This is a genomic window from Aureispira sp. CCB-E (genome assembly GCF_031326345.1).
Taxonomy (GTDB): Bacteria; Bacteroidota; Bacteroidia; order Chitinophagales; family Saprospiraceae; genus Aureispira.
This window is the reverse complement of sequence record NZ_CP133671.1, coordinates 2,369,727-2,395,335: the sequence shown is the minus strand read 5'-3', so window position 1 is coordinate 2,395,335 and position 25,609 is coordinate 2,369,727. Positions and strand designations below refer to the sequence as shown.

Here is a 25,609-nt window from a genome sequence, read left to right as displayed (position 1 = left end):
AAACGTTTCTTATTTAAACCACTAGATTTCGGTTATTTCTATAGAATCAATTTGATAGATAATATATAAATTAATTCATGGATATCAATACTGCTGCAAGAATATTAAGTGAGTCTGCATCAAAATTATCACAAAGACTTTCCAAACTCAATCCATCACACATACAAACAGAAGTGATGAATAATACATGTCTATATCTATTAAAGCAAAAAAAAGAAAACCCTTTTTATCACAAAGAAAAAGAGGATACCGCCTTATTTTTTGCTGCTGCAACACAACTTTTCCCTAAAGATTTTGATAAAAAAACAGCAGAAAGACTGTTAATGGGGCTTCACTTAAATCTTGAATTCGAAGGAATGTGGGATTTTTTAAGAATATACTTTTATGAGAAACATGGTGAGAAAATAGATGATGTTTATACAATCTCTCATAAATTTTATGCGACAGAACATAAAAGATTTGAATTCGGAAAATTAATCGCTGATGAAAGGATGGATGTAGAACGAATTGTAATCATAAACTTCATTGGCAGTAATAGAGAAGAAGCAATAGTTAGTATAGAACCTAATCTTTCTGCAAAAAAAGCTTATAAATTGAGCTGTAAAAACGAAAAATACACCTATAAGGGGTATGATCCTGATTACCTATTCCATATAGATTTAGATTTTTTTGGTGAAGTTGAAAGGTTTGCAATTGAACTTCCTCATAGATCCTTAATCATTGAATACTTTGAATAAATTGATGGATTCTTATTTAGACATATATAACGACAACTATTACTTGAGAATTTGTAATTTTCTTAAAAACAAACTCGTTGGTGTAAGAAAATTTCTTTTGTATATAAACTTACAGGAAAGAGATACAATTGAAGATTCTATGAATAAACTTTACACCAAAATATTCAAAGAAGAACTTCCTAGCAAGCATATAAATTTTGCCATAAAGAGAGTATATAAATCAACAGTTGCCTTCCCCCTTCTAGGTCGAATACCTAAAGACACATCAAATACAATGCTCCATCTGACTCTTAAATTTTCAAATGATACTATCAAAAAAGTCGATGATTTATATGATAATAAGCTATACAAAATTTTAAGGTTTTACAAGTTCTTATATTCTGATATTCACAGATATATTAGTTATGCGTATATCCCTAAAATGCCCGAACAAAACGAACGCTTAGAGAAATACACAAACCACCTTCTTAAATTGAATAAAGAAATCAATCATTTCGTCAAATCAAGTGGTGAAAGGTATATTATTTCAAAGAGAGCAAAGCTGCCCCAAGAACATCTATTAAGGCTCCCCTTTGATGGATTATTCCATATGACAAGTATTCTGAACTTATCTAAAATTCTTCGATTTGGCCTATTATCTCATAAAACTGCTCACAATAAAGGATATCTCAGGGAAGATATCTCCAATAGCGAAGTAAACTCAATGAGAGACAAGCATTATGATGCAATTGATTTAAATATCCATGATTGTGTTCCTTTGTATATCAACCCCAAAAATCCTATGCTCAAAACTCTTCAAGAAGACAAACGATGGCATCAATTAATCTTCTTAAAAATAAATCCTAATATATTAATTGAAGAGCATGCCTATTTTTCAGATGGGAACGCAGCTTGTAAGAAAACAAAGATATATCAATCAATAGAACAGTTTAATAAATTAAAGTGGAAATGGATCCAAAAAGATACTTGGGTAAATAGTGCAGAAATAAAACGGCTTAGATGCTCAGAAGTACTAATTAAAGACATCATTGAGATGTTTTATGTAGAAGAGATCATTTTCCAAAATGAGAAACAGCTAAAAGTAGCAATGAAATTCTTCCCAAATCACTATGGTATTAAGATTTCGCTAGATAGTAAAATGTTTGAGCTATTGTAACCCAAGCTTTCTCTCAAGTTGCCCCAACGATTTTTCATACTTCTTTGAAAAGCCAATTCTTTGCTCATTTGAGTTAATCTTTTTATTGCCTCCATCGTATTCAAAAAGATACTCTAGAAACTTTATTCCCCCAGCGTCTTCTGTATAAGAAGCTAGGTCACATTGGTAATAAATAAACTTTAGTCGAAAATAATCTTCTAAATTAACCTTAGCCTTCGATGATTGTTGTTCAATAGTTCTTACTGTAGAATTTAGATTTGCCTTTCCTCTAAAATATTCTCCTAAGGAGTCAAACTCTAATAAAGCTAATATTAATTCTAGCTCATTTTCGATATTTAAACTTGATGCAATCTGATTAACTAATTCTTTCGTATATATATACTTATCTTCAATAATATCACCTCCACTAGAAATAGCTTTTCCGATATCATGTAATGCCAATAAATACTTAAACCAAGCTCTCCCTTTTTTTTCTTCTAGAGGTAAAGGAAAGGCATTAAAATATTTAAAGAACTCGCTTAGGACGAGGTAGGTATGTTCTCTTAGCTTATAGTGCCTTATTTGTTTATCATACAAGACCTTAAAGCTAGTATTTACAGATTCAATTTTTGAGATAACAGCAAAAGGCGAATTCAACTTATCTTTCATCATCAAAGTAAAAGTTTAACAGTTTGGGTAAGAACTCTTGTATTCATTTAATAACAACTTCAATCCCCTTTTTAAAAGCTGAATCGAGCCTTGCAATGCTTGCTTCTTCACTTTATTAGAAGTTGGAATTATAGTCCTAAAACCATTCGTATTGTTTTTATATCTAGGATGTGCCAATTGAGACCTAAACTGATAAACAGCATTAAAACAACTTCCAATCGTAGCTAAATTCCCTCCTTTACTTTCTAGGTGGAAGTAACTATCTCTCTCCTTTAGTTTTCCTGTTTGACTATAAATAACTTCCTTTCGAACACTAGAGATATAGTGAACTATTAAAGTATCAAAACAGATTATTGCATTTGAAATCCAATCTTTTGCATCATTATCAAGAACATTTCTACAACTCAATCCCAGGTTCAAACAACTGCATGCATAATTGTTTGCATGTATATACTCGCTAGTTGATAAAGAACATTTAAATGAAAAACCCAGAGCTTGAACTTGAATTATGTCCTCATATAAATACTCGAGACAATCCTTTATTTTTTTAAGAGCATTTATGCGTCTCAACAACTCATTTAACTCCTCTTCGCTAACTCCTAAATCAGAGCTTGAGAGAAATTTTTTATCTTTCTTATCTTTAAAACTCATAGACCAAAGGATTTAAACAAGTCATTTGAATCAAAATTTCCTGACCTTTTTTCTATAAAAAAGTCGATAAGTTCCTTTTTTAAATATTTGTTAGGCTCTTTTTGTAATAAGGAGTATAACTTACTATTAAGCAGTTCAGTCTCACAGTGATATATTAAGAGCTTGTATAGACCAACTTTCCCATAATCTGTATACCTTGAAATACTATCGATTAAGGCATCTAATTCAGTCTCTTCAAATTTTTGAGATATTGATAGTGTTAGAAACAAATGATGTACAGTCCATTCATAGAACTGAAATGTTTCAATCAATTTAAATAATCCTTTTTTTAAGTTTTCATCAGTAGGGAACTCATTTAAAACCATACAATAATGATAAGCTCTCCATGGATATTGGTTAAGGAGAAACAGCCAGTATTTTAAAGTATTCTCATAAGACTCAATATCCTCAATCTTTACCAATGACATTAAACTAGGAGTCTCTCCATTAGATTCTGTTTCTTCCACATTTATTAGAGACTTCAAATTTTGCAAAGCTATTCTATACTTAAAAGCAAGATCGAGGAATTTTCTTTCCACATTTGACTTAGTTGCAATCAGTTCTAGCTGCCCTTGAGAGTTATTATCTATAAAAATTGGAAATCTATTTTCAACAAAGCTTAACTCCTCTTTCCAAAACTTTATAATATTCTCTTTCCCACTAACTTCTTCATAAGTGATTTTCTTATTTTTTGTAGTTCGTTTTGCTTGGTGACTAAACTTATCCTCAAGACCATGCTCTTTATAAAGCTTATCTAAGATTTTTGACACTTCCATATCTGCACTCTCATAATCAACATGAAAATCTATAATTGAATCATCAGAGTCTTTATCTAAGATTTCTTTTATTTGAGTTTTACTTGAGTTGAGAGATAATGCATAACCTTTAAGATACTTATCTATTTCTATCATTGCAGAAAAGAGATTATTAGTATCATTATCATAGATTCTAATGTCATCCATATATCTACAATAACCATCTACACCTTTTTCTTCCATGAGGACATCTAAATCATGAAGAATAATATTTGCAAGGAAGAATGAAGGATCAGGACCTTGGGGGATTCCTATATCAAATGTTTCTTGCTCTCTGGTTCCTGACCAACAATCTAGACAATCGGACAACAACTCAAGAATTTCATCCTCAACAGAATATTCATCGCTTAACTTTGACAATAATCTAAAGTGAGGAATGGTATCAAAAAAACCTGTTATATCTGTCTCTAGCTTAAACCTGATTTCATCCTCAACAATTATGGTATTCACAAAAGTTGCAAAATCATTATAAAGATTTGGATAAGATTTAAAAAAGAAAAAAGTTGGAGTTTTTTCTGAATCGACACTGCTAAGTAGTTCTACTCCCTCCTCTACTTCTTCATTTAATACATTACCAAATACACAATAGTCATATTCAGATAATTTTTCGTAGGACTCATAAGCAATAATATTGACTATTGCTTGGTAAACGAGAGCATCCTGGACCATCAGTTTTGTTTTTGTTCTTTGTGTGCCTGAAGGCTTAGGTACATAGAACTTTTGAGGTCGAATAGGTGCATATTCACCATTAATCAATTTTTGAGATAATTGATTAAGCTTTTGATCCAAATTAGACTCAAATACTTTTATTCCCCAATAATCTTTGACGGTTGGATCAGTCCATCTTAGCATCCTTTCCCATGCTAATCTTAAATTAGCAAAATTAAAGTATTTTTTAAAAGACATATTCAATGATTCAGTAAACTCGTTCTTTCTATGATTTAAGGTATAAATTATTTCTAACCTAGACTAACTATTAGATGTTTTATTATTATCAATAACAAGGGTCACAAGTAATCCTATCCCAACCATAACATCAACTATATTCCATAACTCTCTCTCCCTAAAGCAATTTTATAGAAGGGGTTGAAAAAGTAAAGCTAACCCTAAATACAATCTCACCATTTCCATCTTTCCTGCTTGACTCTCAATATAAGCTAGAATAGCAACCCCTATTAATGCAGCAACTCGAACTAATTGATAAAAACCATAAGGCATTTTTAATAAACAAACAAAAAGAATACAAGCCAAGAAAATCTTAATTGGTTTCTCCATAGATAAATATTGAAAGGGGATAGGAGATTATAGAAATCTATTCGCCTTTATTGTTTTCAAGATCTTTTAATGTTTTTTCATCAATAGCCTGAATAGGCTCGAACTTAGGCAAAGCTTGAGAATTAAAATAACTATCTTGCAGCTTCAACAAATATGAAGTACTAATGATATCTTGCTCAAGATATTCTTCAAAGTCAGGATGATCTGCTAAAATCTTATCATTAGAAATATTGAGTTTTGAACGAATAATTTTAAAGAACTTAACTTCACTATACTCAATTTCATTATCAGCCTTAATCGTATCAATTGCAACTTCAACAACTTTCATTTCTTCCTCTTCTGACAAAGATGCTCCATTTAACTCTATAAAAAAGCTTCTAAGGAATTGATGACCATCATTATTAATCTCCTCTCTCAAGGAATTCATTCTTTCTGTAACATTCCCTTCTCCAAACACCTTTGTCCCATTAGACAATGCTTTAATATATTCTACTTCTTTTTGATCTATATCTCCATCACAAGCCATACAGCAAAATGCTGTTTTTAGTAGTAAATTTTCAAATGATAGCTTTTCCATAATTATAGTTTTTTATTTCTTAACTTTCCATCTTTCCTTCATCACTTCATAATTCTTCAATTCTGAAAGCGAAATGGATGGCTTATTTTTTCTAATAACATTCAACATAATCTCCTTAGAAATTCTTGATTTTCGTTTAAGAGCTGTTCTTGCTCCCTCATCACACAAAAACTTAATATCACTTGATACAAAGTTTTCAGTAGCATTTGCTAATGCCAAATAATCAAACCCTACTTCAATTGGTCGCTTCTCTAAGTGTAACTTAAACATAAGTCTTCTTGCCTCTAAATCGGGAGGAGGCAAATAAATAACCTTATCTAAGCGTCCTGCTCTTAAAATTGCAGGATCAATAGAATTAGGTCGATTGGTGGCCCCAACAACAAACAAACCATCTTCTCCACAATTATTCATTTGAGCTAAAAATTCATTGACTACTGATGAATTCATATGATGGACTCCTGAATCATCTCTATTAGGAACTAAAGCATCTAATTCATCAATAAAGATGATGCTAGGGGCATTCTCTCTAGCCTCATCAAATAGTTGCTTTATGTTCTCTTGACTAGCATTTACCCATTTGCTTTGAATATCTGAAGGTTTAATTTGAAAAAAGTTAAATCCTATTTCTTCTGCCATTTTTTCAGCAAAGAAAGTTTTACCACATCCAGGTGGTCCATACAGTAACATACCATTTGGTATAGTCAATCCATATTCTTCATATCGTTCTCGATCATTCAAGGCATCTATGATATCCAATGTTATCATATCTTTAAGCTCTTGCATCCCTGCAATTGCAGAAAATCCTTTCCCCGCTTGAACTTCCTTTTTAACAGCTATTTTTTCTTTTTTCTGAGTAGCTATTGGTGTACTTTCAAAATCATACTCTCCATTTAGAGCTTGGAGAAACTCTTTTGCAGACTTAAATCTATTCTCTGCTTTTGGAGCTAAAGCCTTTTGAATAACTTTAAACGTGTATTCATCAACTTTAATGTCAGGGTCAGATATTCTAAGTTTTTTCTTTCGTTCAACATCAATTAGTTCGGCTAATTTTTCTTTGTCAGACTTATAATTTGACATCTCAACAAACCAAGGAGGAAGACCAACCAACATGTGATAGTAAAGAGCCCCAACTGAAAATATATCACTACGAACAGAAAATACATTATTGAAGGACTCTGGAGACATGTAAAAAGGATTTAACCCCTCAGTATAAAAATCCTTAGTTGATTGACTTAAAAACCTTGCATAACCAAAATCTATAACTTTCGCTTTTGGAATGTTTTGAGATAAATCCATCATCACATTCAAGTTCGTAATTTCATTATGAATGATTGGAGTATTTTGAGTATGTAAGTAATCTAACCCTTCCAAAACATCAATAATAATATCCTTAGCTTCATATTGATTTAAAGTTTCCTCTCTACTCATCTTATCTGCTACAGTCTCACCACTAATAAAATCTAAAACTAAATAGGCATACTTTTGCCCTTCATAGGCTATTTCTCCATCTTCACAATACTTAATTAAACTTGAATGATTAATATTTTTGGCAATTTCTATTTCCAAAATGTTTCCATCTGAATTATACTGCGTACGATGAAGATTAGCAAAAGCAATAAGCTTTAGAAACTTCATTTTATCTGCATCATCTTTGACTCTATAACTCTCTGCGTAATCCCCTTTCTTAAGAAAGAAGTTAATTGTATACTTTGAGTTGAGAATATATCCCTTGGGTAATATGCCTTTATTTTTTTTGTTCATACTGCTTTAAAGTATCATGTATAGATAAAAGTGTGTCTATGCTAATATTCTCTTTTGATTTCATCTCGTATATTTGCTCAAAATATTTTTGAAACTCAGAACTGCTCAGATATCCGTCCTCTGCCAATTGGAATAATAAGTCTTCCACCATTTCTATTGATGTCAATATATTTTTATCACTACTATTAAAATGATTATCTATTTCTTTAATTACTTTTCTTAGTAACCTCAAAACTTCTTGCTTATTATCAACATCGTTCAAGTTTTTATTGAACTTATCCTCAATATCAAACAGTTCTAATTCTAATTCAGATAATTTTGAGTCAGAATGATATTTTTTCAAATAACTAAGTTCTAATTTTGCTTTTTTAATCTCATTAGCTAACCAACTTGTTTCTAATTTTTGATTTGTCATCAAGGACACCTCAGCCTCAGTTGAATAATTCAAATAAGGGAAATAAACCTGTACAACCATTTCTTGAGAACTATTAATTGAAATTGTCAAATCCACTTCACTTCCTTTTGGCAAGAGAGTTGGTATATCTTTTCCTGTAATTCTAACGCTACATGTATAATGACTTAAAATAGCCCTAGCTCCATCTGCATCATGTTCTCCTTGATACAAGCCAATTTTAAAAATATCAGATTCTACACCTGGTCGTATCGGATATTGAGTTTTTAATCCACTTAACACTCCCAAAACAGGCAATGACTTGTTTTTTTCTAGACCTCGTATTGTAGAAAATATATCTTTCCCAAAATTTTTATCTTTAATTTCAATTCCAATATTATATGGTAACGTATTCATGGAATCTGTTACTCTAATACCTTGTATTATTGTAAAACTACTTGGCTCACAATCTAAGAGATTGCCTTTATCATCAAAAAGTGTAATACCAAAGATATTTGTATCCTCCTCTTTCAGTTGAACTTCTAACACCTCTCCAATTGTATTAATCTCTATTTTTCCACTTGTCCAAGCATTATCTCCCCTTATAATTTCAGCATAGATTATTTCAGGGATTACAACTTGAGTTTCATCTTCTAAAATTTTTATAGTCACAAACTCTTCAGTTTCTACAGATGTTGATTCACAACTAACTTCTAACTGAATTTTTGAATCCATTTTGCTTCTTTCGACTATTTCTTGATTTAAATCAATTGTAGAAGCATACAATGCTGCTCCCTTTGCAATAGCTGTTGTAGGATCAATACTTGAATCTGGTTCACAAATTTGTTCTCTTAACATCTTTCTTAAGATAGGAGAATAAGTCTCTTCTCCAACTAACACCAATGTATCAAGTGCAAATCCTTTAAGATTATTCCTTTCAAGTAATTCCAAACTACAATTGATAGCTTTTTGAAAAATAGGTCTTAAAACTTTTTCTAGTTGATCTTGAGAAACAACTAAATCAATTTCAATTTCTGCTCCATCATCATCTTCTCCACAATCTCCAGGATCGACATATATACTATATTCCTTATTAAATGAAAGATTGTTTTTAATTTCTTCAGCAAAGAACTTTAGCGAGTTTCTATATTCCACTCTCTTTGAAGAATCACCTAATATATATTCTATAGAATAATTATCTTCAATATGAGGAATAATAAGATTATCTACTATTGCAAAATCTAAATTTTTCCCACCTAAATGATTATCTCCTTCAGAATCAACTACTTTTTGGATCCCATCCTCAACTTTTAGTAAAGCTGAATCAAAAGTCCCTCCTCCAAAATCAAATACTAACCAGAATCCATTTTTACTTTTCGAGTTAAGCCCATATGTAATTGCAGCAGCAACAGGTTCTTGAATAATCTCTACTTGTTTAAGCCCTGCTAATCGCCCAGCTCTTTTTACAGCAGCAATTTGATTAATTTTAAATGCAGCAGGTATAGTTAAAAAAGCAGCATTAATCTTCATAGAAGAATCAAAAGAACATAATTTCTTAATAACCTCTGCTAATAACTCTTCAGATCTAAATTCTTTGTCAGCATGAGAGCTATAATACTTCTTATCTGTTCCTAATGTTCGAGTAAATTCAACAAAAGCATTATTTCTAGAACCACTGGAAGTTTTAATTGACCTAACTTGCTCCATCTTTAGAGCATTATAAGCAGAATCCCCCACTTGTACACCTCCTTTTTTATTGAAATACACACACATAGGAATAGAATCCTTTAAAGTATCACTCTTTAAAACAATAGGACTCCCTGCCTCCATTCTAGCGATAGAGGCTGAGTTATGTCCTAAATATATTCCATAGTCTACTTTCAAAATATCAGGAAACGTATTTAACCTTGTAAAACATTTTTAGGAGGTCCACCATTTCCTCCAGTGTCATTCCCTTTCTTATCAAACTGAGCATTAACATAAAGATCATTAACTATAGGTTGCAAATCAGCAACACTAGGAGTCTCTGAAGCTTTTTTAAGCCCTTCATTTATTAATCGTGTTGCAGCATGACGATCTCGCCAAGCTATAGAATTAAACTCTTCCTTCACATATAAAATAAATCCAATTAAATGCTCCAACCTTTCTAATTCAAATGTGAATTGCCTAATAACTTCAATTAATTGAGGTGTATTTTTCTTATCCTGAGTTTGTATTGCTTGATTAACATCACTCCTTAACTTCTCTACTACTTGTAAAGTTTGGTCATTTCCTCTCTTTTGATTTATCTCTTCTAGCTCATAAAATGCATCTTTCAACTTCTTTTCTAGCTCTGGCCATTCCACCGATCCAGATACATCTTCAACTACCTTTAATGTTTTTCGTAGGTTTGATAAGGTTTTTTGTTTTGTATCAGTATCCTCTTTATTTTTATTGAACTCTTCTTCTATTTTAGAAATATCTTTCTGAGCTTTCTCTAGAATTTCAGGACTTACATCTTTTTGCTTTAGCTCTTCTATATTTCTATGGGCATTATCAAGTTGTCTAGACAACCAGTCGGTTTCAATATCATCAACCTTTGTCTCACATTCAAAATCATAAGTAAAATCTAGATATGGGAAATATGCTTTTCCTGTAATTTTCTGAGAAACATCTATTTTAAGGGTAATATCAACTTCACTATTTACAGGTAATAATGATGGAAAATCCTCTCCTGTTATGTAAATAGTGTTCACATGATGATTTAAAATTGCAGGAGTCCCCTCAGCATCATTCTCTCCTTGAAATATTGAAATTTCAATAAAATCATCTTTCAACCCTGGTCTGATTTGTGTTAGAGTTTTCAACCCATTGCTTACTCCTGTTGCAGGTAGTGTCTTAGTTTTTTCTAAACCTTTAATCGTTTTAAAAACATTCTTACCTGAATCCCTATCAACCACCTCAATACCAATATTATAGGGCAAAGTTGCATCTCCAACTACAGAACCCTGTATTACATTAAAACTAGTAGGCTCACACTCTAGCTTATCTCCATTACTATCATAGGTAATGACATTAAACACATTCATTTTCCCTTCTTGTAATTGAACTTCTATTATATCACCTATTTCATTGACTTCTACCTTGCCACTTGACCAACTTCCATCACTAGTAACAAACTCAACAAAAACACTATCTGGAATTGTGCCTTCCATTTTATCTTTTAGCATTTTAACAGGTACAAAAAGCTCAGATTCAACGGAACTTGTATCATTATCAATTCCTAGCTGAACCTTAGTTTTATCCATTGTTTCTTCTATTATTTCATCTGAAACACTTATCGTAGAAGCATATAAAGCAGCCCCTTTTGCTACTACAGTCATAGGGTCGACACTTGCATTAGGCTTACATATTTGTTCTTCTAACATTTTTCGTAGAATAGGAGAATGGGTTGGTCCTCCAACCAACAACAAAGTATCTAAAGAACTTCCTTGAAGATTATTCCGCTTTAGTAATTCAAGGCATATATCAATAGCTTTCTGAAAGACAGGAGCAAGAGCATTTTTAATATCATCTTGATTAACTGTAATATCTAGTTCAAACTCTTCTCCATCATCGTCTTCTCCTGGGATATCCCCTAAATCAGATAAAATATTATACGTTTCATTAAAAGATAGTTTAATCTTTGCTTCTTCTCCATAAAATTTCATAGCATCTCTTAGTGCCTGAAATTCATTATTATCATTCTTAATTGAACTTATACTAAAGTTTTCTTCTATATAAGGAATGATAATTTTATCTACAACAGCATAATCTAAATCTTTCCCTCCCAAATAGTTGTCACCTTCAGTATCAATAACCTTCATAATGCCATCTTCTACTTTCAAAAGTGCTGAGTCAAATGTACCTCCACCAAAATCAAATACTAACCAATAACCATCTTTCTGCTCACTATTTAATCCATAAGCCATTGATGCTGCAACTGGTTCTTGTAGTACTTGTATTTGCTTAAAACCTGCTAGCTTTGCAGCTTTTCTTGTTGCATCTATTTGATTAATTTTAAATGCAGCAGGTACAGTAATTACTGCCGAATGAAAATTCTCATCTCCAATAAAAGACTTCAAAGTTTTAAGAACTTCAGCAGATAACTCTTCTGATAATAATTCTTTATCTAAATGAGAGCTCTTATATTTTTTTTCAGTTCCCATTGTCCTCTTGAACTCGATAAATGCATTAGTTTCAGCTTTACCCGAAGTTTTCATCAATTTCAACTTTTCTCTTTTCAGAGCATTATAAGCTGAATCACCAACTTGAATTGCCTTTTTTTTGTTTATATAAACACATGAAGGCATAGTGTCCTTAAGAGTGTCCGTTTTCTTTATAACAGGTTCGCCCTTTTCCATTCTAGAAATTGCGGAATTTGTAGTTCCTAAATCAATTCCATAATCAATTTTTGTTCTAGCCATTTTTTATTTTTTAAGATTCTGTAACTTCGATTTGTGCAGTCTGAATCATCTTCCCTTTATAATTTACTTGAGGTTTTATGATTCTTGTAATTATACGTTTTCCTTCTTCTTGCTCATCATCCTCAATAAAATTCACACTTGCTTTCATCCCTTCATGATACTCTTTACCTAACATATCGATTAATTCATATCCATTCGCTTCAAAATTATCTCTAATCCGTTCAACAGATTTGTTCAACTGTTTAAGTCCTTTTGTGCCTTTATCCATTCGGAGAATATTTTTTTGAATTTTCACTATTTCATCAGCTACTTTCAATGCTAAAGAATGATCTACCTCTTCGACTGAAGATTGTTTAGTCTCCTTTTCTCCCTTTAGCAATTCTAGCTGATTATTGAGTACATTAATCAATTTATCATCTAGCTTTACTCTTTCCTCTTCTAATTGGTTCTTGGTTAATTCAAGCTGATTGGACATCTCATCCAAATTAGTTCTAGCTTCGGTAATTTTTGACTCTACCCCTCCTAATAATTCACTTGCATTTTCAACTTTATCTTTATTAGATTTAATTCTCTTTCCGAGAAATAGAAAAACACCAATAGCAACTAACAAAACTATTAACAACCCTACAGCTGAAAGCATCTGATTCTGACTGAAACTAGAGTTTAGTTCAGATAATTTTGCATTAGTTTGATTAGTAGATTCTTTTAACTTAATTCTTAGCTCCTCAGAAATAGTTTTAATGTTCTCTTCATTAAGGGTGACTCTTTTTCTAAAGGAGTATAAAGCTGAATCCTGTTCTTCAGACTTTTTTGCTACCAATTCATCTAGATTTACAATTTTAGATTTTTGAGCATTAAGTTTCGATAAAAGTGAAGAAATATACTTTTCTTGATTCTCTACTTTCTTTTGAAGTTCATTTATTCGTATAGAATCACTTTGTTGAGCATACCCACTCACAAAACACATTAAGAATACAATTAGTAATTTTATTTTCATTTTCTTGATATTAGCTGGATAAACTTATCCAATAGGGTTCTTATAAATTTATTAGTTCTTTTACTATTCTTTAGCATTTCAACTAAAGATGGAGAAAATCTATAGTAAAACTTTATAAAAGCTCTTCCCATGATAGACTTTTGTAGTATTGTGTCTCGGAATTCTCTTAACTTAAGTACCTGAGGATGATCATAATCTCCATATGCCATGGTTGCGATATAACATCCCCCTCCACTAGATCCACTTCCAGAATTACTACCTCTAAACCGTTGGAATTCATTATTGAGTTGTCGAAGATCATTATGGTTTCTTGTATATCTTGCTTTTATTTCACTAGGCATATCTAAAGTGCCAATCTTTTTAGATACAGGTAATGCATCTTCTACTACCATCATTAGCATAACTAATCCTGCTGCCTTCTCATACTGAACCTCTAGGTTATGTTGAGCAATATTTACAGTCTCAATTAACATTGCTTGGGCATTTGATGCTACAGCACCACTTATATTTAAATAAAAAGTATCTTGAACGCCTAGTACTTTTTTAATTACTTGTAGTTTAGGCTTACAATCTTCAACTAAACACTTAGCTGCATTAACAGAGACACTTTTATTTTGAAATCGTTCAAGTTGATTTGTAATAAAAATTAATTCGCTTTCTATTTTTGCAGTTTCAGCCCATTCTTTAATTCCTTCAATATTATCCTTGGCTCTATCTATCACTTGGGCACTCACCGCTATATTCTTAGCATAAGTTAACAAAGCAATTGCCTGTTTACTCGGATCTGTAGATTCTTTCCATACTTGAAAATAATCAATTCCGCATTGGAGAATCTCTTTAGCAAGATTGTCTGCAATCATCTTGTACTTCAGGCCATTACCTCCCAGCAAAGATTTTAGTGAGGTTAAATCGTCTTTGGTATCATTATATAATGACAATCCACTTTGGTTCGCACTCTTAGGATGTTGTTTTCTGCTATTCTTTGTAGCTTCTATTGAAGACTCAATAGAATGAATTGGGCCATCAGTAAATTTCTTAGACAAATAATTCCGAGTTTCTTTTCCACAACTACTAAACAAAGAAAGTAACTCACTAGTCGAATGATCTGTCTCCAACTCCTTTAATATTTCATCAACAAGAAATCTGACATGACTACTATTATCTATTGAAAATGTTTCATCGGCAACAACTTTAACAAAGTCATTAAAATGTTGTGATTCAATAAAGTTTATTTTTGCAGCAATACCTCTTTTAACATCACTTGCCGAATTACTCAATAGCCTTATCGTTCCTAGGTTATTAAATGCAGAATAATTTTTGGCACTTATTGATTTACCATCTGTTATTTTTGTCCAAATTTCGACAGCTTTACCTTTATTCCCTTCTGCTAGGTACTTAAAAGCAGTCTCATCAATAGGGGTCACATTTACAAACCAAAACAAAGCATTATTAACCTTATCTCTGCTCTGCTCAATACTTGAAAAAGCCGAATTAATAGAGTCTTCGGAACGATTAATACTATCAAGAATAGAATAATCTATATCAAATTCTATTGCTCTTCCAACCTTAGCGTATGCTTTAATTTTTGCTTTGTTTCTCTGGATTTCTCTTTGTTTAGCGTTTGCAAAAATACCAGCTATCCTGTATGGGTTTGTATGTATTATATTCATAATTATAGGTTCATCAATTCTTATTAGCCGTATTTAATATACCTTAACTTATTTTCGTAATTTTCAAGCTGTTCATTATATATCTTTAACCCCTTCTTTAGGGCTTTGATTTTTTGCCTTTTCTTTTCATTACAATCAGATAAAATATTGTCTATCCTCTCTTGTTGAGTATTAATTTGACGCTCTCTATCACTTGCCAATCTTAGAAAATGCCATTTTTTTATTTCTTTCATTCTCTCTTCAGCCTTTCTAAAATCCTCTTGCCTAAATAGCAATTCAGCTTTTGTATGTTCAACTTTTATTATTTTCTCATTCAAAATCTTTCTTAGCTTTTTGACTTTTTTTATTTCGTCCTCTACTGTTTTAATTTCTCTTTTTTTCCTTTCTCGCTCTTTCTCTTCTGGTGTTAAGGTTGAAACATCAATTTGTCGAGCAATTGATTTTAGAGCTGTTTTATTTTCATTAAAAGTTCTTCTCATGTCATTATACATATCAAAATGGTCAAGCATACAAGTGATTTCCCATGCTATTTCAACTTTTGATTGGAGAGAAGAAAGAGAACTATGGCTTTGAACAGCATCATTAATTACACTAACTAATTCTCTTTGTATAAACTGAACAAAGAAGTTACTTATATTTTGATACTCCTCATTCCATTTGGTCATTTTAGTTTTAATATTCTGAATTTGAGGTGTACAATCAACAAGCAACCTTTTTATACTTTCAACTGAAACAGAGCCAAACAAAGAAGATTGATTCTTAGTTGCCTCAAATTTTTCCACTTGCGCATAAATAAAATTTAACTCAGATTGAATTTTAGCTGTTTTCGCCCATTCTTTAATACCTTCAATATTTTCAGAGGCTCTATCCTTTATCATAGGACTAATAGCTAAATCATAACTATATGTTAGAAGTTTTAGAGCTTTTTCACTAGGGTCTGAATTCTTACGAAATGCAATAAAATAATCAATACCACATTGCATTATCTCCACTGCTAAACTATCAGCTTGAACTTTGTAGTTCAAGTCTCTTATCCCTAAGACTTTCTTCAAACTATTAATGTCAGCTTGAGTTTCATTTAGTAAATTAAACCCAAGGTTATACAAATGCCCTGGAGACTTCGCTTTTCGTTCTTCTTTCGTTCTGGCAATTTGACTTTCAATAGAGTGAATATAATCCGAACTAAATTTCTTTAATAAGAATTGATGTGTTGGAGAATTTGGAGCATTTCCAAAAATGGATATAATTTTTTCCTTTTTAAACCTGGCTTCAAGATCTGGTAAAATTCCATTTAAAAATCTTTCAATTTCTAAATCCTTATCAACTTTAAAAGTCTCATCAGCAATCTCATGAAGATAATCTTTTAAATATTGAGATTCTAAAAGAGTCATTTTCAACCTAAGTCCTTCTTCTACTTCTAGATTAGAATTACTAAGTAATTTAATAGTTCCTAAGTTTGAGAAAGAAGAAAAATTCTTAGATGTGATGTTTTTGTTATGAGTGACTTTAGTCCAAATTTGAATTGCTTTTTCTGTATCACCACTTGACAAGTACTTTAAAGAGGTCTCATCAAAACTTGAGTGTTTTAAAAACCAGAAGTAAGAATGGTTGACTCGATCTTTATTTTGTTCTATTTTGGAAGAAGCCTGTTCTACAATTTCAGGAGTCCTATCAATTGTTTTCAATAATGAAAAATCGATATCAAGTGCCACAGTCCTACCTATATTAAGGTAGGCATTTAATCTTGATTGCACTCTCCTTATTTCCCTTTCACCAGCATTTGAATAAATGCCACAGATTCGAAAAGGGTTTTGATGTATCACATCCATGGGTATTCTTCTATTGTGTTTGAGGACTTTATTACATCCCCTAATTTATAAAAAATATCTAACTATTCTAATATATATATATATATATATGTATGTATATATTCTAAAAATTTATACTACAAAGTAAAAACTAACCTGTACACTCTATGTGCACAGGTAGAAAATAACATCCATTACACATTCACAATCTCAGACTTTGTACCTATCCCAGTAATCTCAACATGTTCAACAGCACGCGAAACAGCAACATACAAAGTAGACTTTTCATTCCTCAAATACGATTCTTGTTCCTGTGGAGTATATAAATCGAAATCAAATGGACGTTTAGGGCAAGAACGGTTATTGACATCAACTAAAAAAACATGTTTGAACTCAAAACCTTTGATATTATGGAAGGTCATAACATTAACTCCATCTTCATCCCCCTTGCGTTGACCTTTCTCCCAAACTGCATAGGGTATAGCGTTTTGATGGAAAGCATTGATAAAATCTTTAATTCCTGATTTAGTTCTTGCTGAAACAGCAATATCAGATGGTTTATATTTGTATCTTTTTTGCCCTTCAGAATCTTCAACTTCTATTTCAAGTATTTGATTGATCACATTTAGTACATGATCTATTTCTAAATTTTTGGATTTAAATATAGTATACATGGGTTTTTTCCCATGAAACAAAGACACATAACCAGCTTTTTCTTCCTCCTCTCCATCAAAATTATCATAGTGACAATCTTTGATGATTGAAACAGCCAACTTCTTAATTTCTTCAGTAGTTCTATAATTGATTCTCAAACGTCTACTTCTCTTACCTCTTACATTTATCCCAACCTTTGAGAAATTAATTCGCTTATCATAAATCTTCTGAAGAGGATCTCCAACAAAAAATAAATCATTGCTTTTCTCCTCAACCAAAGATCGAATAAGTCTCAGCTCTACATTAGAAAAATCCTGAAGCTCATCAACCAAACAATAAGCGAATGGTCTAATCTCTTTTTCATTGAAGTAATCGCTTACTCGATTCATTACTTCCTCTTTATGCAAATAGTTTGATTTAGCATTTAAGCTGCGATACTTCTCAAACAACACCCAAGTTTCCTTTCTCTGCCTTCTAGACAAAGGCTTACCTCTTCCAACTCGTGAGGTTCTCAAATAATCTTTTTCACTTACGACATTATGATAGATGATAATATCCCGATATTCCTTCATCAGGAACTCCTTGTCATAAGCAACCAGTTCTGATTCAAGTATTTTATCCCATACCTCTTCGGCAGAAATAATTTTACTGTACTCAAAGACTTTAATTTCTTCTTCAAAAACTTTATACTCTTTTGCTAATTGGAGCACTAGAGCATCAATATTCGTAATAACAATATCCTTTGTATCAATCCCAAAACCTTTAACTAAATCAGTCAAATTAGTTGCCAAAGCCTTGGTGTAAGTTGTAAAAAGAATTTTCTTCCCAAAATTCATTTTAGAAGCTAAATACTTTAGTCTATGTATAGCAACAACAGTCTTTCCTGTTCCTGCTCCTCCTGTCACTTTAACTGTCCCTGAAAAATCTCTTGATACAAGTTTTCTCTGTGAAGGATGAAGGTAATACTTCCATTTATCTAAAGTTCCAGATAGGATTTCATTAAATAAGGTATCGTCAGTCAACTCAATAAAGTTTCTCTGATTGTTGATAGATTTCAACTGATCATCTTCTGATTCAGAATTAGACTTCCCTTCTTCAATTTCTGATATCAAGCTATCAATTTTAGCTCCATCAGCAAGATAAAAGAGATTCTCAAAAACATCTTCTGGGATATAATTCTCAATCTGTTCTAAATCATCTAATGTCATAATTTTTCTAACAGAAGGCAATAGAATTTCTGGCACACCTATACGAATCAAATCTTTATCTTCTAATTCACGATAAAGCCCTTTCTCTTTCGATTCTGTAGCCTCAACTTTTGGAAGAATTTTCTCTTCATCAGGAGAAATAAACACTTGCATAGACTCTGTGTTCTCATTCCACTGAAAAATCTTGTTTTTTGCCCAATCATATGCTTTATCATGATGGTCCACCCAAAGCAAATAATAGGTATCTCCTGATTTTGGAGCTTTGATAATTGCACGATAAATTTTGTCAATTCTTGCTGAACGTAAAGAGCTATCCTTAAATATACTTATTGGTTCAAGATGAATGCCCAAAGATTTAGAGTTCTCACGAAACTTTTTCTGAAATTTAATTACGTCTCTTTGTACTCCTTTCGGCAATTTTATCAATGAGTCAAAGAATTTTGAATAGAACAGCAGTTTCATAGTGTTATATTGTTTATGTCGTCAATGTCTTTAATTGTAAAACCTTCTCCTCTTAGTTTTTTAGCATCCTCTTCTGAAAAAGGGTTGAATGCTATTTTTGCTTGAGGAATGATTAACTCAGCTTCTGCTTTAGTTTCTCCTTTCTCATCAAGCAAGGAATAATACAAGATTTCATCTTCCTCTGAGTCTACTCCGTATTTGTTATAAATCGCCTCTAGTAAAGGTCTGTAAACATCATCAAATTCACCACAGAAATCTTCTAAAGAATAAATTTCCTCTTCTCCATCATTATCCAAATGACTCTCGCTCTTAGAGTAAAAATCAAAGAATTGGATAAGATTAAATAATGACCAAAACATGCCCCACTCTTCCTTATCGATTTGAGAAGTTTCTAAAAAATCTAGATTGGAGACTACCTCATTGCTTTGAACATTTACTAAAACCTTAAGATTAAATAATGTATTAGGGGCAACTCCAGCAAAAGGTACAAAACAATCTAATGTCTTTGCCCTTGCACAATAATTATCAATAAGACCTTCCTCAAAAACTTTTGAAATATCATCTTTAGAAAAAGATGGATCAAATAATTTATCCTGGAAAAAAGATAAGTAGGTAATTAAGGATTTATTAAATGTTTCATCTCGTATCGGATATTCTAATACTTTTAATAATCGCTCCATATTATTCTGTGCTTCAGAATATTCTACCTTCAATACTCGTTTAGTAGCTTGTAATATCTTATTCTGAATAGAGCTACATTTCTTAAGTTTATTATCCAAGCAATCATCTCTATTTTGTTGATTTTCTTCCTCTAAGAAATACTCGTCAAATTGCTCTACATCATTCCAAGTTAAAGTCCAGGTTTTATACTCAGGAGAAGTAATGATTCCCATTCTCTTCTGAAAGTCTTGCTCAAAATTATTATTCTCTTCAGAAGCATGGTATTGATAACCATCTAGATATATTGCTATCCTTGGGATAGAATTAATATCATCTATATATTCTCCATTTACCTTAGCAGATGTACATTTTATCAAAAAATCAGCCCTTGTTGATATTGGAATACCTTGTCTTTGACCTAATTGATATTGAGGCTGAATATGGTAACTAAAGTTTTCCATATTATCTTTCTTATAAACTAAAGTGTAGCTATCTGAACCATAACTTTTATCTACACCAAACGTCCAGGAATCATTCTTATCCGCAAAACTTTTCAAACTTCTATAAAAACGATTTTCCAATTCTGATTCTTCAATCTTACCAGAGTTAGTCAGCAAACTTAAACCATTAGGATAATACTCCCAGCCTTCACATTTATCCAAAACTTTTTCAAATCGTTCTTCAGCTTGAGATCTACTCAGTTCCTTTTGGTCGTATTGATTTGCATACGTATAAATACAATGATAACAACCATCCTTATTCAAGAATCGACAGCTACATTCCTTTATTTTACCCAAAGCTCCTTGAAGAAGCTTGTTGAACTCTTGATGGTCAAATAGTTTTTCTAAATATCCTGTTCCTCCAGGAATGGTATCAAACAGAATTAAATATCGGTCAAACTTGAGTGTTCGATGATTAAACTCTCTATAATCCGACATCGCAATGTGCTGAGGATTACCATTGAAATATGTTTGAATACCTAGTTTTATTCCCGCAGCAAACATCTTAATTTCTGAGTAACTATTAAAATCCTGTACAGGCAACAATATTTTTAATACCTCTGATTGAAATTCTCTAAAGAAATAAACCTCTTCATATACCTCATCTGATTTCTTTTGATACTTAGCATCTTTATGTTTGCAGTATCCATAATGCAACTTGTAATCCTTCTGATTAAGGTTTGAAGATGATTTCCCACAATGCTTGCATGTAACAAAACCTTGACCAGATACTTCTTCTTGATTAATCTTCACTTTTTTACCACTTCCTGCATCTGTTCGTCCTGTATTATTATCTGTTATCGTAACATTCTTGACGAACTCAATACCAAATGGAATATCTTGGATAGCCCAAGCTCCTGAAGAACTTGAATTACTAAAGTTAAAGTGACGAGATACATTATAATAAAGATTCTCACGCTCATCCTTATTATCTCCCAATGCAGCATCTGATTGATTATTAAAAGATTTAACGGTCAACAATCGAGCAAAAGTATGAACATTTGAAGAGGCTGCCCATGTTTCACTACCACACTTAGGACAATTTCCTTTTTGCCCTTTTTCTATCTCTAGGTGATCACAATTGGAGCAAAAGCGTTTCTTATGAGAATGCTTCTTATCTGACCAATCAAATGTGTTTACTCCCGTTACTTTGAGTTTGAATCCCTGAGCGTAAAAATAATTATCTGGAGCCAGTTCTCTTATGGCAACGCTTGAAGCACGTACAAACTCAAGCTCCAACTGCTTCGGCGGATGGCTACTTGCTTCTGCCTGATTCCCATTGACTCTTCCCATCAAGGTTACTCCTGTCTCAGGGAAAGCATAGTTAGGCAACACCCCAATATTAGTTAAATACTCTAAAGTACTTCTATTCTTTAGGCTATGGATAATCCCATTTAAGTTCCTTGTCTCTCTCTCTAATTCTTTTCTTTCTTCATCCTCTTTTCCCCATCCTTGCTCTTTGATATATTTCTTTGCATCAACCACTTTTTGCTTGAGGGATAAGATTTCTTCCTTCAAACGTTGGAATATATTTTTATGGAAATAGTAAAACTGCTCACTAGCAAAAGAATACTTCAGCTGTTCAAAAACTGAATCTTCAACAGTCATGATATAATGATGCCTAAACTTCTCTAATAAAGCATCTTCATTTGCCTTAATAAAATTCAGTAATCGACTCATAAAAAATTCCGAGCCTTGTACGTCCGTTGTTTCTATCTTTATAAACTTGACGTTTACAGGAATTGTATTCGTCTTGTGATTTTGAGAAGTCCAACTGTCTATACAAAAAGCAAAGAAATGACGATGAAGAATCTCTTTCGCTTGTAGATAACATCCAGGAGTATTAACAGAACCATCCATCATCTCCATCGGCTCCCGATAATAATATTGATCGTGTGCTTTATTTTGAGCAAAGTTCACAATTAATGCAGATCCACTCGAACGACCAGCACGACCTATTCGCTGTAAGAAGTTCGATGACAAAGGAGGGACTGAATTATTAAACGCTGTATTCAAACTACCAATATCAATCCCCATTTCAAGAGTACTAGTTGAGACAATAGCATTCTTAGAATTAAACTTCGTTCTGTATTTAAAATCCTCCTCTAATAATTCTCTATCCTCCCTATTTAACAGACCAGTATGTTCGGCAGAATAAATCCTTGGCGATTTATTTCTATTATAAACCAACTGATAATAATTTAACTCTTTAGTCTTATCCTCCGAAGCAACTTCATAAGTACCAGAACACCTAAACATCAAACACTTGCCTCCAACTAAATAATCTATTGAATCAGCTGAGTTAATCGAATGCTCACATTTAGAGCATTCAACATGACTTACTTTTGAGTTGACAAAAATCTTTTGAGGATTCAACGCAAAATTGACAATCCCTTTTGCTTCTTCTTTATCAAGAACTTCAAGATCATTTAAAATAGTAAATAATTGCTCGTAGAAGTCATTTATAAAATCTGTATGTGGAGACGCTAGTGGAAATGCTTTGATATAATATCCATGAAACCAGTTATTATGCTTCGTGAAAGAGCTATCTAAAAGCCCTCTGTTCTCTTGTTGATAGGTAATTAACTTTGGTAGCCTAGTTCTCTGACCAAATCGTTTATTCAGAAAATGCCTGGAATCTTTCATCCAGTTTAGGTCCCAAAGTTTTAGATTCCCATTTCTAAACTTTTCTAAATATGGATGGCTAATTCCTCCTTTGGTTCTGATTCTATGTAATAAAAGATTCAAAAACTTTAAGAAATCATCTTGCTGGATAGCATTATGATGTGTAGTATTTTTATCAATCCATACTTTCATTTTATCCCAAACAGACAGCAAAGCCTCATGTTCAAAATATACACCTGAAGAACCTGTCTTTTCTAGGGTTCGTCCAATTACAGCATTAAACCCAAATTCAGCATAAGCCTCCCAACACATGCGTATATCGAATGCATCCTGAAAATGCTTTTCAAACTTATCGCCATTCTTATAATCCTCTGGAGTTGATTTGCCCAAATAGTCGGTTGGATAAAAACGATAATAATATGCTGCCAAGTTTCCTTCACCTGTATCATCAGCATATTGTTTCCAATATTGGATAAATTTATCTACTAAGTCAGAAAGACGAACATCCTTATCAAGAACATTAATCACCTTCTGTAAGGAAGAACGGAAGCTAAATCTATAATTTCTTGCTTCAATGAAGGAGGCTTGATGAGCAGCATCCTGAACAGAGTTGGTAAAAGCTAAAATCTTACGCTCCTGTGTTTTTTGACTATCTAAATCAGAAGACAAACTTTGACTTACACCAATAGAACTTAGGGTGGCGATTTTGGTACCAATAATAGCCACATTATTCTTGGTGTTACACTCAGGGCAAACATGATCAACATACCTTGCATTATTCCTACTCTCTTTTCTGAAGTAGGTTACATCAAGCAATCCATCATCATCTTTATCCTTGTTGAATATCTTCAAGCTCTCTCCTGAAATATATCGCTGATAAGCATCCGTTGGTTGATATCCAGAGTTGGAAATATCCTCTACAGAATACCAATCTGTAAGATTCATAAAATAGACATTCTTGCTATTTGTAAAAAATCCATTATAAATAGCGTTCACATCCGCACTAAATTTGGCAACTCTATCATTCTTATAGGCTAACCAGCCAGAAGCTCCACACTCTCGACAAAACCATGGAGGTAAGGCTTTGATAGCATCCCCCTCCTGAATAGAATCTTTCCAGGAAAATCTTGGATCTTTTGTCATCATCCTCAGAACACCACTCAATTCTCTAACCCATAACTGAACCTGTGAAAACAAGAAAGGACTTTCACGTCCATTCTTATCTACCAGCTTTGCTTCTGTGATTAGTGTAAATAAAGATTGGACTAAAGCCTCTTGTGGATTTATTTTCAATGTAGGATCCCATTGAGGTACATTGTCTTTAAAGTCTTTGTTTTGCTTAGCAAGAGCTCTTGCTACTTCAGCTACCGTTCGGTAGGCAATACCCTCGTTCATTACATGAACTAAATCTCTGGTAATTTGAAACCCAGAAAGATCTTCTGCTAAGCTAGATTGACTTACTTGCCAGATTGAACATTGTCTCTTAAAATACACGTCATAACCTTCTCCAGTTATTGGTTTTATCTTCCCAAACATCTTGGCTCTAGGAATAAACCGTTCACCTTCATTAACACCAAAGAATTCTTCGGTACTAACTCTATTCTCTGTAATAATCGCTTCTTCCGTAACATTTTCGCCAAACACCTTGCTGGCATAATCCGCCAATAAACTGGCAGAATCTTCTGCACTACCAATCGTAGCGGAAGTACCAACAGGAATCAGATACTCTTCAGGCATATCCAACTTCATCTTCAACCTTCGTATAAGATTGGCAACATCTGTTCCCTGTGCTCCATCATAAGTATGTAACTCATCCAAAACCAAAAAACGCAACAGCTTATTATCCCTAAAATTCCCTTGCCACAAATCATGATAACGACTCTTCATTAGACCATAATCCAGCATCTTAAAGTTGGTCAATAAAATATCTGGAGGGGAGGCCAATATCGCCTCCTTATTTTCTATGATATGGTCGAGTCCCATAGTCTTTGGATAAGTCGTAGGGTCCTGACCTTCTCCAATGAATAAACCTGCGGTTATCTTACCTCGTAACAAACCATTATCATGCTCATAAATCATCTTTGCCAAACGCTTAGCCTGGTCTGTTGCCAAAGCATTCATAGGATACATGATAATCACCTTAATCCCCGATCGATGCTGATTATTAAAGCAATAATCTAAGATGGGATACATAAAGGACTCTGTTTTCCCAGAACCTGTACCTGTAGTAATAATAGTAGGTTTAGGGATTCTATCTTTTGTGCTCAATCGCTCCCAAGCCTTCAATTGATGATCATATGCCTTCCATTCTGGTTTAATGTCCAAAGGAATTTGCTCCTGAGCTTCTTCACTTGCTTTGACAAAAGGGAGTTTCAAAGACAAGTAGGGTCCTTTAAATAATCCTTCTTGTGGATGATTGATAAAGTCATAAAAGGCCTTATGTACTTTCTTATCCTGGAAAGTGAAGGTAGCCTTAAGATAGGCTAATATGGACTCCTTTATTTCTATGGCTTGGTTAAGGCTAAGCATA

At 32.7% G+C, this 25,609-nt stretch carries 15 protein-coding genes; 2 read left to right on the top strand and 13 right to left on the bottom strand.

Annotated features, from left to right (window positions below; all coding sequences use genetic code 11):
• Positions 1–77 precede the first annotated feature (77 nt).
• A complete protein-coding gene (locus QP953_RS09105) occupies positions 78–737 on the top strand; it encodes a hypothetical protein (RefSeq protein ID WP_309554723.1) in 660 nt (219 codons plus the stop codon).
• 139 nt (positions 738–876) lie between these two features.
• On the top strand, positions 877–1,893 hold the full coding sequence (locus QP953_RS09100) for a DarT ssDNA thymidine ADP-ribosyltransferase family protein (protein WP_309554722.1): 1,017 nt from the start codon (positions 877–879) through the stop codon (positions 1,891–1,893).
• Here the strand turns inward: QP953_RS09100 and QP953_RS09095 are convergent.
• The 13 genes from QP953_RS09095 to QP953_RS09035 form a co-directional block, all read right to left on the bottom strand.
• Positions 1,885–2,544, bottom strand: a complete 660-nt coding sequence (locus QP953_RS09095; RefSeq protein WP_309554720.1) for a hypothetical protein — start codon at positions 2,542–2,544, stop codon at positions 1,885–1,887. The genes QP953_RS09100 and QP953_RS09095 overlap by 9 nt on opposite strands.
• Before the next feature lie 12 nt (positions 2,545–2,556).
• Positions 2,557–3,192, bottom strand: coding sequence for a hypothetical protein (locus QP953_RS09090; protein ID WP_309554719.1), 636 nt, complete (start codon positions 3,190–3,192; stop codon positions 2,557–2,559).
• The gene (locus tag QP953_RS09085; RefSeq protein WP_309554718.1) at positions 3,189–4,952 is read right to left on the bottom strand and encodes an RNA-directed DNA polymerase; all 1,764 of its coding nucleotides are present in this window, start codon (positions 4,950–4,952) and stop codon (positions 3,189–3,191) included. Before QP953_RS09085 ends, QP953_RS09090 begins: the two co-directional genes overlap by 4 nt.
• A 168-nt stretch (positions 4,953–5,120) precedes the next feature.
• Positions 5,121–5,321, bottom strand: a complete 201-nt coding sequence (locus QP953_RS09080) for a DUF6804 family protein (protein WP_309554717.1) — start codon at positions 5,319–5,321, stop codon at positions 5,121–5,123.
• A 37-nt stretch (positions 5,322–5,358) separates the two neighbouring features.
• Positions 5,359–5,898, bottom strand: a complete 540-nt coding sequence (locus QP953_RS09075) for a TerB family tellurite resistance protein (protein WP_309554715.1) — start codon at positions 5,896–5,898, stop codon at positions 5,359–5,361.
• A gap of 12 nt (positions 5,899–5,910) precedes the next feature.
• Positions 5,911–7,659: an AAA family ATPase gene (locus tag QP953_RS09070; RefSeq protein ID WP_309554714.1), complete on the bottom strand. Its 1,749-nt coding sequence runs from the start codon at positions 7,657–7,659 to the stop codon at positions 5,911–5,913.
• Positions 7,643–9,934: an Hsp70 family protein gene (locus tag QP953_RS09065; protein ID WP_309554713.1), complete on the bottom strand. Its 2,292-nt coding sequence runs from the start codon at positions 9,932–9,934 to the stop codon at positions 7,643–7,645. Before QP953_RS09065 ends, QP953_RS09070 begins: the two co-directional genes overlap by 17 nt.
• 17 nt (positions 9,935–9,951) lie before the next feature.
• Complete coding sequence (locus QP953_RS09060; protein ID WP_309554711.1) at positions 9,952–12,495, bottom strand: Hsp70 family protein; 2,544 nt, start codon at positions 12,493–12,495, stop codon at positions 9,952–9,954.
• Between the two features lie 10 nt (positions 12,496–12,505).
• Positions 12,506–13,492 carry a hypothetical protein gene (locus QP953_RS09055; protein WP_309554710.1) on the bottom strand — a complete coding sequence of 329 codons (987 nt, stop codon included), beginning with the start codon at positions 13,490–13,492 and terminating at the stop codon, positions 12,506–12,508.
• The gene (locus QP953_RS09050; protein ID WP_309554709.1) at positions 13,489–15,162 is read right to left on the bottom strand and encodes a CFI-box-CTERM domain-containing protein; all 1,674 of its coding nucleotides are present in this window, start codon (positions 15,160–15,162) and stop codon (positions 13,489–13,491) included. Before QP953_RS09050 ends, QP953_RS09055 begins: the two co-directional genes overlap by 4 nt.
• 23 nt (positions 15,163–15,185) lie before the next feature.
• Positions 15,186–16,991: a hypothetical protein gene (locus QP953_RS09045; protein ID WP_309554708.1), complete on the bottom strand. Its 1,806-nt coding sequence runs from the start codon at positions 16,989–16,991 to the stop codon at positions 15,186–15,188.
• 173 nt (positions 16,992–17,164) lie between these two features.
• Positions 17,165–19,294, bottom strand: a complete 2,130-nt coding sequence (locus QP953_RS09040) for a UvrD-helicase domain-containing protein (RefSeq protein ID WP_309554707.1) — start codon at positions 19,292–19,294, stop codon at positions 17,165–17,167.
• A complete protein-coding gene (locus QP953_RS09035; protein WP_309554706.1) occupies positions 19,291–25,608 on the bottom strand; it encodes a DEAD/DEAH box helicase in 6,318 nt (2,105 codons plus the stop codon). Before QP953_RS09035 ends, QP953_RS09040 begins: the two co-directional genes overlap by 4 nt.
• Between the last annotated feature and the right edge of the window lies 1 nt (position 25,609).

Bases quoted from the DNA above. Each gene is read 5' to 3' on its own strand.
- QP953_RS09055 (WP_309554710.1), bottom strand. From the start codon at position 13,492: ATGAAAATAAAATTACTAATTGTATTCTTAATGTGTTTTGTGAGTGGG.
- QP953_RS09045 (WP_309554708.1), bottom strand. From the start codon at position 16,991: ATGGATGTGATACATCAAAACCCTTTTCGAATCTGTGGCATTTATTCA.
- QP953_RS09085 (WP_309554718.1), bottom strand. From the start codon at position 4,952: ATGTCTTTTAAAAAATACTTTAATTTTGCTAATTTAAGATTAGCATGG.
- QP953_RS09100 (WP_309554722.1), top strand. From the start codon at position 877: ATGAATAAACTTTACACCAAAATATTCAAAGAAGAACTTCCTAGCAAG.
- QP953_RS09040 (WP_309554707.1), bottom strand. From the start codon at position 19,294: ATGAAACTGCTGTTCTATTCAAAATTCTTTGACTCATTGATAAAATTG.
- QP953_RS09105 (WP_309554723.1), top strand. From the start codon at position 78: ATGGATATCAATACTGCTGCAAGAATATTAAGTGAGTCTGCATCAAAA.
- QP953_RS09050 (WP_309554709.1), bottom strand. From the start codon at position 15,162: ATGAATATAATACATACAAACCCATACAGGATAGCTGGTATTTTTGCA.
- QP953_RS09070 (WP_309554714.1), bottom strand. From the start codon at position 7,659: ATGAACAAAAAAAATAAAGGCATATTACCCAAGGGATATATTCTCAAC.
- QP953_RS09095 (WP_309554720.1), bottom strand. From the start codon at position 2,544: ATGATGAAAGATAAGTTGAATTCGCCTTTTGCTGTTATCTCAAAAATT.
- QP953_RS09090 (WP_309554719.1), bottom strand. From the start codon at position 3,192: ATGAGTTTTAAAGATAAGAAAGATAAAAAATTTCTCTCAAGCTCTGAT.
- QP953_RS09075 (WP_309554715.1), bottom strand. From the start codon at position 5,898: ATGGAAAAGCTATCATTTGAAAATTTACTACTAAAAACAGCATTTTGC.
- QP953_RS09035 (WP_309554706.1), bottom strand. From the start codon at position 25,608: ATGCTTAGCCTTAACCAAGCCATAGAAATAAAGGAGTCCATATTAGCC.
- QP953_RS09080 (WP_309554717.1), bottom strand. From the start codon at position 5,321: ATGGAGAAACCAATTAAGATTTTCTTGGCTTGTATTCTTTTTGTTTGT.
- QP953_RS09060 (WP_309554711.1), bottom strand. From the start codon at position 12,495: ATGGCTAGAACAAAAATTGATTATGGAATTGATTTAGGAACTACAAAT.